We start from the raw sequence: 19,085 nt of genomic DNA on the forward strand, positions 1-19,085 counted from the left end.
GCTGTTTTTTATAAGCCTGTAGCCATCGTTTTTAAACCTCTTTCTCCTATTAGATTTTTTCTAACGGCAAGACTGCGATACAATTCAACCGGATTAAGCGCAGCTCCTGAACGTAAACGTGCTTCAGCAACTAATGCACGAACATCTGTACGGAAAGCATCCTGCAGGATTTCCTGTGCTTTTACTACATCATTTTCTTCCTGTGCAATTTCTAATGCTTTTCTATCTACTAAAAGTGCTTGTGCATACGCAATCATAATAGCTTCTACAGATTGCAATAAATCTTCAAGAGGGTCTTTTATGTTGTGCGATGCATCGATCATCCAGCCTAAATCTTTTGCGTGATTCATTCCTCTGGCGTCCATTCCTTCTACCAATTCATTAAAAATCAAGAATAACTGATATGGTTTTAAGGCGCCGGCGGTTAAATCATCGTCTCCGTATTTTGAATCATTAAAGTGGAAACCACCTAATTTTTCTTCCATTAATAATAGAGAAACGATTTGCTCGATATTAGCATTTGGCAAGTGATGTCCTAAATCTACAAGAGTTTGCGCTTTATCGCCTAACTTTTTAACATACGAGTAGGATTGCCCCCAATCTGCCACTGTAGTCGAATAAAAGTTAGGCTCAGCACATTTATATTCTAAAAATAATTTCCAGTTTGAAGGCAATGCATCATAGATTTCTTCCAGACTTTCTAATGTATTTTGATATGCTTTTCTAAAGTTTAATTGTCCCGGAAACGAAGATCCGTCTGCTAACCAAATCGTTAATGACTCTGATCCCAATTCTATCCCGTGTTGAATAACTTCTATATTGTGTGCGATTGCTTGTTTACGAACGGCTTTGTTTACGTTTTGCAACGATCCAAATTTATACGAACCTGCCTGACCTGCCTGATCCTGAAATGTATTCGAGTTCATGGCATCAAATCGTAGATTATGCTGAGCGGCAAGGGTTTTTATTGCTTTATAATCTGTTGGGATATCCCACGGAATATGCAGCGAAATTGCTCCTGAAGCATTGTTTAAAGCATGAAGCAAACCAACGTCTTCGATTTTTTCTTCTATAGAACGTGGTTCCCCACCTCCTGCAAAACGACCAAATCTTGTTCCTCCGGTTCCTAAAGCCCAGGACGGAATTGCAATTTGAAAATCAATTAATTTTTGAATAATCGATTCTGTATCACCAATTTCTGATACTGTAAAAGCAAATTTATTTTGATGTTTTTTTAAGAACTCATCGTTATGAGATTCTATATTGTTTGATCCGATTAACATATTATTTATCTTTTAATAGAGATTACAATATATAAATTATATAAATTCATCTCTGGTTTAACGTTACTATTTTATGCTGTTTTGTTTGGTTTTAGAGGGTTTCTTACTTGCTAAAAAAATCTAACGTCCGAAAGATATCGAACGTTAGATCACAAAAAACCACTTTTGCTTTAAACAAACTTATAAAAACTTAAACAATCTATCTGTAAAAGCCCATTGATACTCCGCCGTCTACATTCAGGGCGTTTCCTGTTGATTTATCGAGTAAACCACCCACAAATGCAAAACACGCGTTTGCAATATCATCAGGCAATATAATTTCGTTCAATAACGTACGTTTTGCATAATAAGCCGGTAACTCTTCGACAGTTACGCCATATGCTTTTGCACGACCTTCTGCCCAACCTCCAGACCAAATGTTTGAATCTGAGATTACTGCATCAGGATTTACAGTGTTTACACGAATTTTATCTGCTCCTAATTCGGCAGCCATTAAACGTGTTAAATGTGCCTGTGCTGCTTTTGCTGAACCATAACCAGGATTATTTGGACCTGCTACAACGGCATTTTTAGAAACGATATTTACGATGTCCCCGCCAAAGCCTTGTTTGCGCATTACTTCGATTCCGGCTTTAGAAACAATAAATTGTCCTTTTACCAAAATATCATATAATCTGTCCCATTCTTCGAGTGTGTGCTCTGCAATAGATTTAGAAATACTGATTCCGGCATTATTCACTATAATATCTGCACCTCCAAAAGCAAGGCTTGCTTCGTCGAATGCTTTTTCTGTACTTTTTTCGTCAGTAACATTTAGTAATGTGCTAGAAACGGCATCTTTACCAAATAATTTAATAAACTCAGCAGTAGCTTGTTCCAGGCGTTCTTCGTTGATATCATTAATCACTACGCACGCACCTTCCTGAGCAAATCTTTTGGCAATAGCCTTACCAATTCCTCCTGCAGAACCTGTAATAACAGCAACTCTTCCTGACAAGGCTTTTGGTTTTGGCATACGCTGTAGTTTTGCTTCTTCAAGCAGCCAATATTCAATATCAAAAGCTTCCTGATGTGGCAGTGAAGTATATTCTGAAACTGCTTCTGCACCTTTCATTACATTTACTGCATTGATATAATATTCTGATGCTAAACGTGCCATTGTTTTATCTTTGGCAAAGGTAAACATACCTACTCCCGGATATAAAATCACAACTGGATTTGGGTCACGCATCGCTGGCGAATTAGACTTTTTACACGTGTTGTAATAGTCTTTGTACATGGCGCGATATGCCTCAAAAGCAGGAGTTAATTTTGCTTTGATCGCAGCAACATCTGATAAATCTTCGTCTGGATCAAGGGTTAAAACCAATGGACTTATTTTGGTACGCAAAAAGTGATCCGGACAAGAAGTTCCTAACGGAGCTAATTTTGACAAATCATTAGAATTAATGAATTCCAAAACTCTTGCATCATCTGTATAATGACCAATCATTTGACGCTCTGATGAACAGAAACCTCTTAAAATCGGGGCTACTTTTGCTGCTTTTAATTTACGATCTGCTTCCGGAAGGCTTTCGATTTTTTTACCTCCAAAAACAGGACGTTTCTTTCCGTAATTACTTTCTAAATATTCTGCACATTTTTCGATTACTTCAAGCGTATTTACATAACTTTCGTATGCTGTATCTCCCCAGGTAAACAAACCGTGGGAACCTAACATGATTCCGCGAAGTTTTTTGCCTTTTTTCTCTGCTTCCTGCAAACAGCTTCTTAGCTGTAGACCTAAGTCAAAACCAGGACGCTGCCATCCTACCCAGCCAATCTCTCCGTCAAATAATTCTTCGGTAATTTTTGCTCCGTCTTTTGCCGCTGCGATTGCAATTGCAGCGTCAGGATGGAGGTGATCAATATGTTTAAAGGGTAAAAAACCATGTAAAGGCGTATCTATAGAAGGTGCTTTTGATGCTAAATCGAAAATACAGTGATTGAACAACTCCACCATTTCATCTTCGAACTCAATTCCTTTATATACATTTTCAAGATTGCGAAGTCTGTCTAAATATAATGCAGCACAACCGGACTTTGTCAGTGTACCAATATCTCCACCAGAACCTTTAATCCACATCACTTCAGAGCTTGCTCCGGTTAAAGGATCTTTATCAGTAATTTTTACTGATGTGTTTCCTCCACCATAGTTTGTTAATCTTAAATCAGCTCCTAATAAATTAGATCGATAAATGAAAAGCCCCACTTCATCTCCCGCCAATGCTGCTGCCTTAGCCTCATCCCAAAGATAGCTTACATGCTTAAAAGTCATATTATTTATATTTATATTCGACATTGTTGTTATGTTATTTTATTTATAATGAATTTCCAATTCCAACCAAAACAATTGACAGCATGATTAATGCAATTCCCCAGGCAAAAGTTCTAATGGTTTTCTTAGAAACTCCCGACCATTCTTTGAGATAAAATCCCCAAAAATTTGCTGTAAGAATAATGGTTGCCATATGTAAAATCCATGAACTTGCTCCGTTTCCTAATTTGCTTTCTCCCATTCCGTAAAAGAAAAATTGTAAAAACCACATGGTTCCCGCAATACCAGAAAAAAGTACATTTCTGGCAATTGGCGTATTTTTATTGGTATAATCCGAGAAAGTTTTATTTTTGAAATTAAGGTACATACACCAGATAAAATTGGTTGTTAAACCTCCCCACATCAAAACGATATAAGTAACATTGTTTTGAAACAATGGGTTACAGCCATAGGTTACAGCTGTTTCTGCCATAGGTTTTCCGGATTCGATGCCGTAATTAAAAAATGAACTCAAAATACCGGAGATCACGGCTATAATCAGTCCTTTTACCAAACTAAAATCCTTGTCTTTATCTTCGTGTCCTGTTGCGAAATCTTTTTCTTTTAGAATTCCTGCTTTTCCTGAAATCGCAATACCTATAAGGCAAACCGCAACTCCCGCAAGAACAAGTTGTCCGCCGGTATTTGATAACATATCACTAAATGAAATCTTGCCCGCAGTAGGATATAAATCATAATAAATAGATGGAACCAAGGCACCAAAAGCAGAACAGAATCCAAGAATAATAGAGTTCCCTAAAGACATTCCTAAATAACGAACGCCTAAACCGTAAGTTAATCCTCCAACTCCCCAAATTAACCCCATTAAAAAGGTAAATGCTTTTATAGATGGAGAAGCAGTTACAATGATTTCAACAAAATTTGGAATCGTTAAATAAGCAGCAATTGGTGGAACTATTAACCAGGAAAAAAATCCTCCTATGATCCAGTAGCTTTCCCAAGCCCAATCTTTTACTTTCTTAAAAGGCATATAAAAACTACCTGAAGAGAATCCTCCGATAGAATGAAAAATGATTCCTAATAATGATTCCATTAATAATTTTGTTTTTGGTTAATTGATAGTTATTTTGGTTTTGTAAAATAATAGAATGTAAAAAAGAAAACTGTCCTGTACTATCCTTTATACTTTTGTTATTTATGTTAAAACTAAGGATTATTGCAAAGAACAATCTGGTAATATTAGAAATATAGATTTAAAATTTCTATTTTAGCAATCGATTTCGTAATTATTATATCCTCAATTTGTCAGAAATAAACAAATCAATAAAAAACATAAAATAAGCCTTATTTAAATGGAACGCTTTTGTGAGAAAAGTACCAAACCAATATTTTATATGTTTTTAAATGAAATTTTTGATACAAATTATAGTCAAAATGATCTTGCAGGAGGTTGTAGCATAATTTATAAGCCATAAAAATGATTAAACTTATTAAAATAGATGAAGATTCAAGGGTTCCTAAATACAAACAAATTGTAGACTCTATCTTGCATAATATTGCCAACGGAAATTTAAAAATAAATCAAAAAATTCCCTCGATAAACAGCTTTAGTGAAGAATTTTATATGTCGAGAGATACGGTCGAAAAGGCATATAATATTCTAAAAGAACGAAAAATAATATCATCTATCCGCGGAAAAGGATATTATATTACCCGTACAAAGCTGGAGTCTAAAGTAAATGTGTTGTTTGTACTAAACAAACTTAGTGCGTATAAAATGAAAACGTACAACTCGTTTATTGACACAATTGGAGCAAATGCACATACAGACCTGCATATTTATCATTGCGATGAAACCCTCTTTTTAAACTTATTAGACAAGTTTGAAGGTGCTTATGATTATTATGTAATTACTACACATTTTAAAACCGATGAGTTGAAACACCTGAGTTTTACAGATGAAGTTGCCAAGGCTATCCAGAGAATTCCGGAAGAGAAACTAATTTTAATGGATAATATTAAATTAGGAATGGAAGGCGAAATCATCAAGATTTATCAGGATTTTGAAAATGATATTTATAATGCCTTAAAAGAAGGACTTTCGAAAATAAGCAAATACAAAAAACTAATTTTGATATATCCGGAAAAGGCAGTTTATCCTTATCCGCGCCGAATTTTACACGGATTTAAAAAGTTTTGTGTCGAGCATGAAATTAATTTTGAAATCCTGAGCGAAGTTTACGACGATATGATCCTTAAAAAAGGTGATTTGTTTATCACGATCGAAGAATCGGATTTGGTGAATTTAATGAAACAAATCAGGGACGAAGAATATGTTCTGGGTAAAGATATTGGCGTAATCTCCTATAATGATACGCCACTAAAAGAATTGCTTGGAATAACAGTAATGTCTACAGATTTTAACGTAATGGGTGAAACCGTTGCGAGAATGATTTTGAATAAAGAGAAAGGTCAGGTTAAGGTTCCTTTTAATTTTATTGATCGAAATTCGATTTAGATTGTAAAGCTCTCTTTTTGTAATTATCTTTGAAACTCAGTATTTATAATCGAAATGGCTTTATATTTGAGCCTTTAGAAAATTGAAAGTAATTATGGAACAGAAAATACATCAGGGAAGAAACGTAAAACGTTTTAGAGAAATGCTTGGAATCAAACAAGAAGCATTAGCTTTTGATTTAGGAAATGACTGGAATCAGAAGAAAATTTCTATGTTGGAGCAAAAAGATGTAATTGAAGAAGAGATACTTAATCAAATCTCGAATTCATTGAAAATTCCTGTTGAAGCGTTTCAGAATTTTGATGAGGAACACGCGGTGAATGTAATTTCTAATACATTTACAGACTTTAAAGATGGAGCGTCTGCAATTAATATTAATCCAACATTTAATCCTATAAAAGAGGTTTTAAAACTTCACGAAGAAAAAATAGCTTTGTATGAGCGTATGTTGAAAGAAAAAGAAGAAATGATGACAAGGCTTGAAAAATTAATTAATAAATAATTTTGCAATAGTCATTTAAGTAAGACATATTCATTCACAAAGAGACTTTCGAGTCTCTTTTTTGTTTTATAACATTATTTCACGCGATCAAAAAGATTCACAATTATAAATGTTCAAAATCTTTTTGCTCTGAAAGAGCCTTAGCAATAGCATAGTGCGAAGCGCTATGAATTAAATCAAAATTGAAAGTCGCCCTGAAAGGGCAAAAGCAAATAGACAATTCATAATTAGGCTTTCGCCCTTTCAGGGCTTAAAATAGAAATCATATTTAATTCATTTTAATTCATAGCGCTTCGCACTATGCTATTGCTTTTTAGGCTTTCAGCCTGTTTTTAAAAAATACACAAACTCATGATAACCCGATCTATCTGATTTTAAATCTGTTCCTGCAACAGAAATCAGAAAGAAAGCCTTATACAAAAATAAAAAGCCTGAAAAATTAATTTTTCAGGCTTTTTTAATGAAAGTTTCAGAACGAATTTCTGTCTATTTTTTGATGAATTTCGTGCTTGAATTTCCTTTATCAGAAACAATTTTTATAAAATAATTTCCTGAATTCAAACCAGAAACATCTATGTTTTCTACGTTTTTGGCATTAGGAATTACTCGTATTAATTGCCCAAGAACATTGTAAATCTGGATTGATGACAATTGAATATCTTCTTTTGTAGTGATATTTAAAACATCATTTACAGGGTTTGGATACACAACAAAGTATTGACCAAACGAAAAATCTTTAACTCCAAGCGCTTGTTCTATTGTAGTTGTTGGAACATTGGTTGTAATGGCGCTGTTGTAATCAAAAAAGATATTTGCAGAACCTCCAAATGAATCTCCTTCGACTAAGGTTGATTTTGTTTTGATTTTAAACGCTAAATAACCATCATTATTGGCGTCGTCAAAAGGAAGATTGATATTCTCAAATTTAAAATCTACTTTATTATTATCTGTAATTTCGGTGGAAAACAAATGACTTCCGCTTAAAGGGTATAAACTATTAATATCATATTTAGTAAGGTCTATTACATCTTTTACAGTAATATTTTGTGCTGCATATGTCCCTGTGTTTTCAAAACGAATAATGTAATGCACATAATCGCCTATTTTAGTTTTCGAAATTTTATCACCTTCGATACATGTTTTATCATTTGGATCAAAAGAATTAACGACAACCTGATCAAAAACAAATTTATTATTAGCCGGAGTTTCATCTGTTTGCGATGATGAGATTTCTGCCAGGTATTTTAAGATTGCCCCTCCATTAACAGGAGGATTTTCCATTGGTGAATTTACATTTAATACAAACGTAATTTCTTTTGTTTCAGTAGGATTTAAATTAGTAAAATTCCATTTTAAGTTATTCACCAACTGGCTAGAAACAGCAGGATAACTTTCGATAAAGTCTGTAATCGTATCATCAAAATTTAATGATATTGTTCCTGAAAGTGGCTGGTTTCCTTTATTTGAATATACGATCTTATATTTTGCATCAAAACCTGGTCGCGCCACAGTCAATGGTAAAATACTAACTTCAAGATCAGCATGTACTCCATTTGCAGTGATACAAAAATCAGATATACGAGGACTTGCCTCTGCAGGAAAATCTACAGTATAACTCGCCGGACTAATATTAAAATAGGAAGGGTTTTCTAATACTGGCGTTATAGTATGAGTTCCTTTAAGAAATGTCATGGTATAATTTCCTGTTGTATTGGTAATTAAGCTACTCGTGCTTGTTCCTGACTGGATATTCATTTTTAAATTTTTGAATGGCACATCATTCAAATCACAGCCATTCTTATCTAAATCCAATCTGTTTTGTCCCTGAACAAATTTATAGTCCTGGCCTAATAATCGTGTTAATCCACCAATAGGTATGCCTTTATATTTTGTAAATCCACCATAATAAAGGAGTTTACCATCTGATTGAGATACAACTTTAGGATTTTGCTCGTCGTAATTGCTATTCTTACTATATATAAAATTAAATGTATCATCTAAACTACCGTCTAAATTTAATCTAAAGAAAATTACATCTGAACTGTTAATTTTATATCCTGAAATCAATACTTTATCGTCAAGTTGAATTCCGGCTATACTTAGACCATAATCAGCAGTCGCTGGTGTTACCACATACTTAAAGGTATTATCAGGACTACCATCTGGGTTTAATCTTAAAATAGATGGAGATCCATTCCATAGTGTAACTAAAAATTTATTATCTTTTTGTACAACAAAATTTTGCGAGTATTGTGCTATTGGAGTATTAAAAACAAAAGTGTTATCCTTAGAACCATCACTATTAAGTCTAACAAACGATACATTATTTTTGAAATATCCGGCAACTAAAATTTTACCATCGGGCAGGCTATAGATGTCATTTATAAATATTATCTGGCCTTCACTTGTACCTATCCAACTACTTTTAAAAGTACTATCAAGACTACCATCAGAATTTAATCGTACCAATCCAGGGCAAGAAACACCTTTGTAGGATGTAAAAGTCCCTCCAACTACTACTTTACCATCAGGCAATAAAATTAGTTTCTCTACGCGAGAATTAAATCCGGCACCAATTACAAAAGAATTATCTCTGGTTCCATCATAGTTTAATCTCACTATTCTATTAGTAGTAATGCTGTTATAAACTGTAAATTCTCCGCCTATAACAAACTTTCCATCAGTTTGTGCCACAATTGAGCTAATATTATCAAAGGGAGATGATGAACTTGCAAAACTTTTTAATCCGCCAAATGTTAAAGATTGATCTTGAGTCCCGTCATTATTTAACCTAATAAAACCTGGATTCGAAATACCATTATAAGCATAAAATTTTCCTGAAACCATAATTTTTTCATTAGGAAGAACAGTTACAACGCTTACATTTCCTGAATCAAATCCCACAAACTGATTATTAAAAGTACTGTCTTTCGTTCCGTCACTATTTAAAACCAGAACCTTGCCGACTGTTAAACCATTAAATAAATCAAAACTACCCCCTACTAATATTTTTCCACTATCAAATAATGCAAAATCCTGAACAATGTAATTTGCGCCAGTTCCAATTTTAAATGTAGTATCTTGTGTTCCATCACTATTTAACCTTGTAATATATCTTTGCTTAAGGCTTTCATAAGTAAAAAAACCACTCATAATTATTTTACCATCTGGCTGAACAACGATTTTAGTTATTGACGGTGAACCATACACAATAAATTTGTCTGATTTAAAAGTTGTATCAAGACTACAGTCATTATTTAAGCGGATAATTCGATTCGTGTATATATTATTCTCGTCTTTTAAATTTGCCGTAATTAAAATTTTGCCATCAGGTTGTGAAGCAATATTATAATGTGTGTAAATTTCTGGAATTTTTGGAGTTATATCAACATCTAAACTACCATTTGCATTTAATCGAACTATTTTTCTGTATGCTTTTCCAGTATCGCTTAAAGCTTCTCCGGTGGCAATAATTTTGCCATCAGGTTGTAAACAAAATCTGGAAGAATCAATAAAGAAATTAACATCAGCTTTAAATGTAGTATCTAAACTACCATCTGAATTTAACCTAATAATTCCTTTTTGAGAACCATAAACTCCTGTTGCTACAATTTTTCCGTCGGGTTGTAGCTCAATATTAGATCTTGTATCAGACCCTCCATTAATAGTTACCAATGAGCTTAAAGTGAAACTTTTATCCAGACTGCCATCGATATTTAATCTTACTATACTTTTAACATTTTCTTTATTATAAGTAGTAAAGTATCCTGATACTATTATTTTACCATCAGATTGAATTTCAAAATCTCTTACTGAATTATTAAAACCAGTACCCAGATTAAAACTTTTATCCAGAATATTGTTATCAAGTCTTATTAAAACCGGTTCATCAGAATTTGGCGCACTTTTGAGCAAAATAATTTTACCGTCACGTTGAATTCGGGATTTAAAAACCTCTTCTCTTACATAATAGTTACCCAACGGCACTTTGAATTCGCTATTGAATGAGGGATCTCTATCAGCAGCGTTTTGCGAATAACCATTAAAAATAAAGAAAAAAGGAATCAGAAAGTAAAGTTTTTTCATATTAAATATTTTTGTAAATATATGTTAAATTTTAACATATATAAATTTCTTACTTATATTATTTTAAAAAAAAATATAGTGTTAAAAAACACATTTACAAAGTAGAAAAACGAACAAAAAAAACGTTCAATTCTCTATTTTAAAATATTAAAAACTCTTTAATCAACATTTAATTACTTCACTAAAATCTATCTCTTAGTTACTAAAACAATATTAGGTTTTGGCGCAGGTTTCATCTCTGTTCCCATATAAAAACTGGTATGTGGCGGCTGATTATACCCTACATTTTGCCAGGCGATACTTAATCTGTATTGTGGATCGTGCATTAAAGTATATTGCCTAATTTGTGTGGGAATTGTGGTTGAATAAATCCTTAACTCAGTATTATCCTCAGATCTCAATATTAATTCTTCGCGCCAGTCTCCCAGAATATCTGCAGAAAGTGCCGGTGTCGATTTTGTACCATTATTAGATGCTGCTCCCGTTGCGGTAAACAATCTGCCTTGATTGTATTTATCGATATAATTAGAATTGAGTAATTCTCTGGAAGAATCCCCATCCCAATAAATTAAAAAATTTGTAGAAGTTGGCGCTTTCCCAATTTCATTTCCTTTCATATCATGCAAATACGGAGAACCTGACCACCAGCATTGCGCACCTTTTCTTGTTGGATCAATATTGTCAGCCACACCGCGACCTACATCTTCGTTTAGGGAACCAGTAAATAAAACTTTTCCGTCGGATGCCGAAAATAAAGTTACACCAGGACCGGTAGTTCCGTTTTCAATTTCATGGATTCCAAAAACTTCCAGGCCCGGAACATCAAGATCCAGATCAGAAACATGCAAAGCATCGCCGTGTCTAAAACCAGTTGTATATAATCCTTTTCCGTTATCGTCAACACACATCGATCCGTAAATGATTTCATCTTTTCCGTCGTTATCAACATCTGCAACCGTTAGTCCGTGATTTCCCATTCCTGAATAGGGATTATCTGCATCTTTACTATCAAAAACCCATCTCGAAGTGAGTTTATTATTTTTAAAATCCCAGGCTGCCAAAACTGTTCTTCCATAATATCCCCTGCACATTACTACACTGGGATGAACGCCGTCTAAATATGCAATACAAGCTGTAAAACGATCAATTCTGTTTCCTTTAGTGTCATTTCCACCGCTTCCGCCCCTTCCGCCCCAACCTGCAAGATCGCCACGTTCCGGAATATATGCTGTTGTCGTGATTAGGGTTCCTGTTCTTCCGTTGAAAACCGAAAGATATTCAGGACCTTTCAGTATTTTACCATAAGTAGCAGAATCCGGATCTACATCGCGCCAGTCTTTTAGAACGTCGCCAACTACATTATTCTGACTGTCTGTTGTTCCGTCAGCAGTTTTACAGACAAATTCCGAAATTCCGTCGCCATCTAAATCATATACCATAAACTGGGTATAATGTGCGCCTTCGCGAATGTTTTTCCCCAGGTTTATCTGCCACAAAAATGTCCCGTCCAGAGTATACGCCTGAAATATAGGCGGATCTGTGATTCCTCTAAAAGAATTATCCAGACTCTTTCCAGTCATATGCACAATCAAATCATACCTCCCGTCACCATCTAAATCTCCAACCGAAAGATCATTGGGAATATATCCTGCAACTGGTTTGAGTTTAATCGATAAATAATCTTTATCCGGACTTTGGGCAGGAAGCGTAAAGCTTCCTTTAGCATCTGTTTCTTTTCCTTTTAAAACTGTTTTTACAAACCAGGTATTTTCTTCCTGACCATTTGCTTTGGTATCAATAAAATTTGTAGCTCCTGCAATAGGTTTATCATTTAATTTGATGGCTTTTTTCGTACCGCTTTTTCGATATAAATTAAAAGCAAGTTCATCAGAATCTGTTCCTAAAACTCGCCATCCCACAAAAAACTGACCTTTCTCTTTTATCGCAATTATGCCTCGATCTAAGTTTTCCATTTGCCTTTGCGCAAACGAAAGCAAACTTGAAAAAAGAAATAATAGTAAAATTTTATTTTTCATAATTGGTGAGTTTATCGTTATTTATGACCCACGATTGGGCGGGTTTTGGCTGATTTATGCTGTTTTTTTTATCTCGCGCAAGGTCGCGAAGTTTTTCAAGTGTAGTTTGTCATTTCGACGGAGGAGAAATCACACAAGAAATTCTGTATAGAATATCGCTAATCTTTGTCGGGTTACGAATGCGATTTCTCGTTCCTCGAAATGGCAAACTACACTTAAATAAAAACTTAGCAACTCAAAATCTTAGTAACTTAGCAACTCTAAAAATTAAAACATCTTCGCAAATCCTTCGCTTTGTACTTTCCAAGTTCCGTCTTTTGGGAAACCCGGATTTTGTTCTGTGGTTCCGTCCCATCCGGCGCACATCATGGCAACGGCAGTTAACAATCCTCCATTTCCCGGAAGGTATAATGTCAATCTTTCTGCCTGATAATTATGTCCGTTTTTTAAGTAGGTATTAGTCGTTACATTCATAAACAAGGCATCAATAGCTTTTTCCGGCATTTGTAAACGTGCCGCAGACATCGCCGTCATCGGGAAATCCCATCCCCAGGTTTTATCCCACGACCACGTTTTCCAGACCAGATCGAAGGTGTTTTTCATGATTTTTTTATCTAAAAGAGATGTTTCAGGAAGCATCCCAAAAGTTCCTAATACAGATGGATGATCTGTTTTGAATTCCGGATTGGTATAGGAATCTTTGGCACTTTCAGTCGCCAGATAAACCTGATCTAATATTGGCGATGGAGATAATTTAGCCAAAACAAGTTCCCATTTTTCAGGCACTTTCTGGTTTAATTTTTTCTTCCAATCGATTGCCGTTTTCAAAGCCCAATTCCAATACGCTAATTCATAGGTTGGGTTAAAAGTTTCCATTGCCTTAAAACGTTCCTGCGCCGGAATAACGCCGGGACCTAAAACATATCGATCGTTTTTGCTGTCGTAATTGGCAAATGAAGCCATAAAATTTGCTGTTTCAAAAACACGCTCACTATATAAATTTAGCGTTGCTGTTGTTGGTTTTGCACGATACATCAATTCTGCATATGTAATAAAATGGGGCTGTTGCCAAAGCAAAAATGAACCTACAGATGACGGACTTTCGTTACCGTCAGGATCGGTCATTTTTTGCCATCTTGCACCTTCAAAACCTTGTCTTTGGGCTATATTTTTAGCTTTATCAAAAACTTTCTGATACCATGGAAGGCTTTTTTCCAGTAATTCAGGTCGGTTCCAGAGTGCAAAATGTACGCCGTGCCACCAATGCATTTCCAGATGCGGTTTTCCGTACCAACTGTTATAGGTTAAACCTGTTTCCTGAGGCGGAACTTTTCCTGTGCATTGTACTTTTGTTAAATATTGCGACAAGATTACTCTTCGCTCTAATTCTTTGGCACGCGGATCTGTACTACCTGAAAAATCTACTGCTGCACCACTTTTCCAGAATTGCTCCCAGCCTTTTACACTGCTGTTTTCGATATCTGCAAAAGATACATTTGTTATTGCTTTTTTATTGGCTACAGCAAAAAGACAACTTAATTCTAATGTATTTGCATTAGAGGATTCAATCACAAAATAATGATCTGAAGTCTTTTTAATCTGTGCATTTCCTTTCCATTTTAAATTTACATCATATGAAATACTGTCCATTGCATGCGTAACAATGGCTTCGGTTTTTGACTTTTCTACGAGGGTACTTTTATAATCTTGCTTTCCTTCCCATTTTGTCCCCATGTCTGCCCAATCGCCTGTTGGAAACGGAATTCTCAAGCTTATTTTTAAGCGTTTTTGCTGCAATAAATCCGATTTTACTTTCACGCCAATCGCATCTTTTTCCTGATGCGAAACCGTAAGAACGGTTACGGGAATTCCTTCTACCTCAAAATAACTTTCAATTTCACCTGTCCATAAATTCAATTTTTGAGAAATGGCTTTAATGTCTTCAGGCTTTGCTGCTTTTCCGTCCTTCTTTATAATTTCAAAACCTAAATTTCCTAATTGCAATAAATGAGGATTCTGGCGGAACCAGTTTACAGCTTCGACTTTTCTCGCAGGTTCTTTGATCTGAACCGTGTATGAAATGTCCCTGCCATATTGCTTATAATCCCTCAGCGTTTCTGAAAACTTATAATTATTGGTGTTTTTATAACTATCCCAACCCCACTCTGATTGTGTCCCTAACGGAATCCCGTTTTCGTATTTTTTAGGGAATGTCTGTAATCCCGTAGCATCAACAGTAAAAGCAAAAGCACCATTACCAACGGTAAGCGAAGCTAAAGTATCCATAGCCGTAATTTGAACATTATGCCTTGTTACCAACGCTTTTCGATCAATTTTTTGTTGCGCCGATAATGAAATCGAGAATAGTGATATAATTATTAATAGATGTTTTTTCATTTGGTTAGGTTTCAGGTTTCAGGTTTCAGGTTTCAGGTTTCAGGTTTCAGGTTTCAGGTTTCAGGTTTCAGGTTTCAGGTTTCAGGTTTCAGGTTTCAGGTTTCAGGTTTCAGGTTTCAGGTTTCAGGTTTCAGGTTTGTATATCGTCCCTACGGGACTCTGAAATGAGGGAAATTGATTTATTTTTTTGCTACCAATATTTAGCTCCTAACGGAGTATTTTACCTCATTTTTTCTATTCTCTTTCTTCTTTATTCTTTCTTCTTTATTCTTTCTTCTTTATTCTTTCTTCTTTATTCTTTCTTCTTTCTTCTTTATTCTCTCACCAACGTAACACTCATCAAACCAATCACTACATCATTGGCAATAGTCTTTAAAGTCAGGCTTTTTAATATCTTGTTTTTATCTAATGGTAAATCTAATATAGTTCCTGCGCCGCCATCGACTCCATAATTTGTGAATCCTTTTATGGATTTAAAATCCTTAAAATCTCTTGTTATTTCTCCTGTTTTAAAATAAACCCTTGGTGGTTTTGGAGCATTTGTTGTAAAGGCCAAACCGTCAATAAAATAATCTTGCTCGATTGGCCACCAGTTTTCGGGATTTTTCAAAGGCAGAATTTCAGATGTTCCATCGGTGTAATTTACAGTAATTTCTCCATTTGTGATTCGGCTTTGCATTGGGTTTGTAGTTCCGGCAAGCATGAAATACGCATGCGACGCTTTTCCGTTTAACGGAATTGTAATACTCTCGGGGAAATTATCCCACATTGATGTGAAGATGATATTCTTCTGGTTTTCATCAAAAGGTGTTTGAAACGGAATCCCGTTTGGCGTTGAAATTTGTCCGTTTGTTTTTGCTTTTTTGCGCAATCCTTTATCATCTATTTTTACGGTAACGTTTGGATAACACCAATTTCCAATACCTTGTTTTGGCAATTGTAAAGTTACTGCCTGTGGTCTTGGCGACAAATATTCATAATTAAAAATATCAGTCACTTTTGAATTGAAAAATGAGGTAAGCGAAATTTTTTCTGTACGCTTTGATTTATCCAATGCAACATCCCAGTTTGTAACTATTGCAGCAGATTCATTTACCGGTTTTACGTTTACATGAATAGGTTTCCACCAGGATACTTCACCTTGCTTCAATTCTATAAAAAAGAGTTTGTTACCTGCCAAATTCACTTTTGCCCTGAGCGAATGATCTGTTTTCGAAATTTCACTCAAAACATTTTGCGGATCATATATGGATATGATTTTAGCTTTAGACGTTTTTAGCTCAAGGCTTTCATTTACTGTATAATTTTCTTTTAATTTTATAGCTTCTGCAAGATCTCCTTTCCATTTAATTTTTATTTCATAAACCATATTGTAGGGAACCTCGATACTTATTTTTGGATTTCCTATATTCTCCGGAACCACTTTCCAGGAAACTGATTTTCCGTTAACGGTAATACTTTCTACCGCTTCATAAGAAGAATTTAAAACTAGATGCAAATTCATTTTAGCCAAGAATTGGTTTTTAATGACGTATTTTGCTGAATTATTTTCTCTTTTAAAGTCAATTGAAATATCCGGGATTTCTAAAGAAGCCTGATTCCATTTTTCTGGAAAACCGGGTTTAATTGTTAAAACTCCCGCCAATGCATCAGGCTGAATACCAAAAAGACCTTCTACCAATGTTCTCGAAGCCATACCAATTGGGTCGGCAAAATCACGATACAATTCGCCACGCATCGCATCCTGATACAAAAGCTGCTCAAAACCTCCCGGTGAAGCACCTAAATACATACTTTCGACCAGAGCACTTTCCCACATTTTAAACGCTTTTTCTGATTGTCCGCCTTGCCAGAATGCCAGTGAAGTATGCAATTGTTCTGCTAATGCCACATTATTCGTCGACCATGTATAAGGCTGCCAATTTGTGGTACTAATTACATAAAGATCTTTTTTATCCAGTCCTTCTGCCAAAATGGGAATATGCGGGATCTGATTATTAACGTAATCCAACATTTGATAACTCTCGAAAGGGTTTGATAATTCTGAATCTATCGTGTGGTAAATACTCCAAATCCCTGGTGTATCATGCAATAATCTGTTTCCTAAAGCATCTTTATATTCGGCAAAGATTCCTTTATTGGCGACCCAAAGCTGATTGTTTGCTGCTTTTAGAATTTTGTCTGCTTCTGTACTAAATGGGTTCTGATCCTGTTGAATTTTCTTCGCAATTTGCGCCATTGTTTTATTCGCATAATAATTATAAGCTGAAGAATGAATGACTCCGCCTCCACTGTATTGCAAGGCGTCACTGGCCCAAATTGAGGCATATGCATCATATAATCCGTCGCTATCAGGATCAAAATTTCTCTTTTCCCAATTTAAATGTCTCTGGATTACAGGCCACATTTCTTTTATGAATGCTGTATCTCCTGTCCATTTAAAATGCCGCAGCATTTGATCTATAAAAACCAAATTCATATCATAATGATGCGCTACAGTATTCTTGTTTGGGCTTCGGCTAATATAACCACTGCTGAACATCGAAGTTCCCATTTCTTCTTTTTGGCGCGCTAAATTTCTTTCCTGATCCAATACAATCGGACCATTTTCAGGACTTGTAACCTGCGAATTGCTATAACTTGTAAAATGCGTTTTTGCACGATCATGCCAACCCAAAGGATCAGCGGTGTAAGCACCTCGCCAGGCATTAAGATACATTCGCCAGGCAATAGCACCATGAAGATAAGCAGGACTTTCCCAAATTCCGTCAGCCGCTATCGCAAGTGCAGATCCTAATGTATTGACGTAAGGATCAGGAGTTGAAACTTTGACTCTATTGGCTAAAAATTGCGTTTGCTGCACTGACTTTTCATACAATTGAGTGATACTTTTTTGACTGTAATTTGTTTTTGAATCTTCTGTCAAAAACAGCCAATAATCCCCTTTTTCAGAAACAGATTTTATTTTTCCTGTAATAAGACTCAGCGATTCTGGATTCGAATTATAAAGTTCTAATGGCTTATTTTGCATTTTTGCATTGGCCAAACGAGTTGCTGATTCCGGGAAAAATCCGGTTAGATTTTTATTGTTTCCTGTTTTTTGTTTATTGCTTTCAGAACCGTATTCTAATAAAAAAGATTGCTCTTTGATAGTATATTTATTATTGATACAATATTCTGGCTGTAAATAAAAAACCGATTCGGGATCAGCACCAATATCTCCGTCGCGACTAAACTTTTTTCCGGTTGCGCCACCAAAAGCCCAAATTAAACTGGTGCTTTTAGAAACGTTTTTACCGTATATTTTTACAATAAAACCTTCACTTTCTTTTAAGGCAACTACATCTACAAACAATTTTCCGTTTCCTAAAATGGGGTCTTCAATGGTATACTGCATTGTGCCTAAAACATAACGTGTATCAATTTTTAAAGCTTCAGTAATCCATTTGCTGTCTTTCCCGTTTGTTAAACCAAGTTTGAAATTGCCTCCCATTCCTGGCATATACATTGCAAATTCAGGCAAATCACCAGTTTCAGCCCTAAATCCGGTATTAGAACCGTATAAGGCGCGATTGAATTTTCGAATACCATTTTTTAAAACAAAACTATTTCCGTCAGGCACATAATGCATTTTACGCAACGCCTTATTTTCCTGTCCAAATGTTGTGACTGAACACAATAGAAACAAGCAGGTAAAAGTTTGAATAAAGTGCCTTTTAATTTTCATATCGCTTTAAAAATGAATTATTCCTGAATTTATTAGACATATCAAAAACATCGATTTTATACTATTTTGTACTATTTATGTCAATCTTTCAATATAGATGCAATTTCTTTGTTTTTTAGTGGTATAGTATCCTGTACCTACCTGATTTTTGATAAAAACATAATTTATAATTTTTCAATATTTTAACATCATAGTACAGGATACTATATAAAAACAGAA

Annotated in this window: 10 protein-coding genes; 3 read left to right on the forward strand and 7 right to left on the reverse strand. The window is 35.0% G+C overall.

The genetic code is table 11. From position 1 onward, the window contains the following. Positions 1–8: 8 nt before the first annotated feature. The 3 genes from RC62_RS11580 to rhaT all read right to left on the reverse strand — a co-directional run bounded on the left by RC62_RS11580 (position 9) and on the right by rhaT (position 4,693). Positions 9–1,283 carry a TIM barrel protein gene (locus tag RC62_RS11580; RefSeq protein ID WP_055095380.1) on the reverse strand — a complete coding sequence of 425 codons (1,275 nt, stop codon included), beginning with the start codon at positions 1,281–1,283 and terminating at the stop codon, positions 9–11. Between the two features lie 199 nt (positions 1,284–1,482). Continuing rightward, on the reverse strand, positions 1,483–3,624 hold the full coding sequence (locus tag RC62_RS11585; protein WP_055095381.1) for a bifunctional rhamnulose-1-phosphate aldolase/short-chain dehydrogenase: 2,142 nt from the start codon (positions 3,622–3,624) through the stop codon (positions 1,483–1,485). 19 nt (positions 3,625–3,643) lie between these two features. Continuing rightward, complete coding sequence (gene rhaT / locus RC62_RS11590) at positions 3,644–4,693, reverse strand: L-rhamnose/proton symporter RhaT (protein ID WP_055095382.1); 1,050 nt, start codon at positions 4,691–4,693, stop codon at positions 3,644–3,646. A gap of 384 nt (positions 4,694–5,077) precedes the next feature. Here rhaT and RC62_RS11595 point away from each other — a divergent pair, with 384 nt between their 5' ends. Then, positions 5,078–6,118, forward strand: a complete 1,041-nt coding sequence (locus RC62_RS11595) for a GntR family transcriptional regulator (protein WP_055095383.1) — start codon at positions 5,078–5,080, stop codon at positions 6,116–6,118. 94 nt (positions 6,119–6,212) lie between these two features. Continuing rightward, positions 6,213–6,620, forward strand: a complete 408-nt coding sequence (locus RC62_RS11600) for a helix-turn-helix domain-containing protein (RefSeq protein ID WP_055095384.1) — start codon at positions 6,213–6,215, stop codon at positions 6,618–6,620. Between the two features lie 486 nt (positions 6,621–7,106). On the opposite strand, the gene RC62_RS11605 is transcribed toward RC62_RS11600, so the two are convergent. The 3 genes from RC62_RS11605 to RC62_RS11615 all read right to left on the reverse strand — a co-directional run bounded on the left by RC62_RS11605 (position 7,107) and on the right by RC62_RS11615 (position 15,139). Then, the gene (locus RC62_RS11605) at positions 7,107–10,706 is read right to left on the reverse strand and encodes a T9SS type A sorting domain-containing protein (protein WP_055095385.1); all 3,600 of its coding nucleotides are present in this window, start codon (positions 10,704–10,706) and stop codon (positions 7,107–7,109) included. Positions 10,707–10,894: 188 nt separating this feature from the next. Next, on the reverse strand, positions 10,895–12,742 hold the full coding sequence (locus RC62_RS11610) for a rhamnogalacturonan lyase (RefSeq protein ID WP_055095386.1): 1,848 nt from the start codon (positions 12,740–12,742) through the stop codon (positions 10,895–10,897). Positions 12,743–13,009: 267 nt separating this feature from the next. Continuing rightward, a complete protein-coding gene (locus RC62_RS11615) occupies positions 13,010–15,139 on the reverse strand; it encodes a hypothetical protein (protein ID WP_055095387.1) in 2,130 nt (709 codons plus the stop codon). Between RC62_RS11615 and RC62_RS22760 the strand changes: the two genes are divergently transcribed. Beyond that, a complete protein-coding gene (locus tag RC62_RS22760) occupies positions 15,128–15,307 on the forward strand; it encodes a hypothetical protein (protein WP_082421284.1) in 180 nt (59 codons plus the stop codon). The two genes, RC62_RS11615 and RC62_RS22760, sit on opposite strands and share 12 nt — an antisense overlap. Before the next feature lie 145 nt (positions 15,308–15,452). On the opposite strand, the gene RC62_RS11620 is transcribed toward RC62_RS22760, so the two are convergent. Continuing rightward, the gene (locus RC62_RS11620) at positions 15,453–18,866 is read right to left on the reverse strand and encodes a DUF4450 domain-containing protein (RefSeq protein WP_055095388.1); all 3,414 of its coding nucleotides are present in this window, start codon (positions 18,864–18,866) and stop codon (positions 15,453–15,455) included. Positions 18,867–19,085 lie beyond the last annotated feature (219 nt).

The organism is Flavobacterium aquidurense (assembly GCF_001404985.1).
In the GTDB taxonomy this organism is placed as follows: domain Bacteria; phylum Bacteroidota; class Bacteroidia; order Flavobacteriales; family Flavobacteriaceae; genus Flavobacterium; species Flavobacterium aquidurense_B.

Coding starts and splice junctions, on each gene's coding strand:
- RC62_RS11580 (WP_055095380.1), bottom strand. CDS start 1,283: ATGTTAATCGGATCAAACAATATAGAATCTCATAACGATGAGTTCTTA.
- RC62_RS11585 (WP_055095381.1), bottom strand. CDS start 3,624: ATGTCGAATATAAATATAAATAATATGACTTTTAAGCATGTAAGCTAT.
- rhaT (WP_055095382.1), bottom strand. CDS start 4,693: ATGGAATCATTATTAGGAATCATTTTTCATTCTATCGGAGGATTCTCT.
- RC62_RS11595 (WP_055095383.1), top strand. CDS start 5,078: ATGATTAAACTTATTAAAATAGATGAAGATTCAAGGGTTCCTAAATAC.
- RC62_RS11600 (WP_055095384.1), top strand. CDS start 6,213: ATGGAACAGAAAATACATCAGGGAAGAAACGTAAAACGTTTTAGAGAA.
- RC62_RS11605 (WP_055095385.1), bottom strand. CDS start 10,706: ATGAAAAAACTTTACTTTCTGATTCCTTTTTTCTTTATTTTTAATGGT.
- RC62_RS11610 (WP_055095386.1), bottom strand. CDS start 12,742: ATGAAAAATAAAATTTTACTATTATTTCTTTTTTCAAGTTTGCTTTCG.
- RC62_RS22760 (WP_082421284.1), top strand. CDS start 15,128: ATGTTTTTTCATTTGGTTAGGTTTCAGGTTTCAGGTTTCAGGTTTCAG.
- RC62_RS11615 (WP_055095387.1), bottom strand. CDS start 15,139: ATGAAAAAACATCTATTAATAATTATATCACTATTCTCGATTTCATTA.
- RC62_RS11620 (WP_055095388.1), bottom strand. CDS start 18,866: ATGAAAATTAAAAGGCACTTTATTCAAACTTTTACCTGCTTGTTTCTA.